This is a genomic window from Staphylococcus rostri, assembly GCF_002902145.1.
Classification (GTDB): domain Bacteria; phylum Bacillota; class Bacilli; order Staphylococcales; family Staphylococcaceae; genus Staphylococcus; species Staphylococcus rostri.
In genome coordinates this window covers 1-312 of the sequence record NZ_PPRF01000143.1, presented here as the reverse complement: position 1 = coordinate 312, position 312 = coordinate 1, and the positions used below count along the sequence as shown (strand labels likewise).

Sequence of the window (312 nt, the reverse complement as noted above, 5' to 3'; positions counted from 1 at the left end):
ATATTTATGTTATCAATAAAGACATACATAGATATAGCAGTTAAAAAACATACAATATTCGAGTATATTAGAATATATTTTTTTCTATGTTTATCAACAAAAACACCAACATGAGAAGAGAAGAGTAAATTTGGTAAAAATATGAAAAGCGTAACTAAGCTAGTTAATGATGAATCAGCATTAAAGTATTCAATTGCAATCAAGGGAAAAGCAATTATTGAGAGTTGATTGCCCAATGCATTTATTATAGAAGAACTATAAAGAATCGAAAAATTGGTATCAAATAGTGATTTTTTCTCCATAAATATATCC

General features: G+C 25.6%; 1 pseudogene. It reads right to left on the bottom strand.

Annotated features, from left to right (window positions below):
- Nucleotides 1-312: pseudogene (locus CD122_RS12185) on the bottom strand (hypothetical protein); the annotation flags it as partial.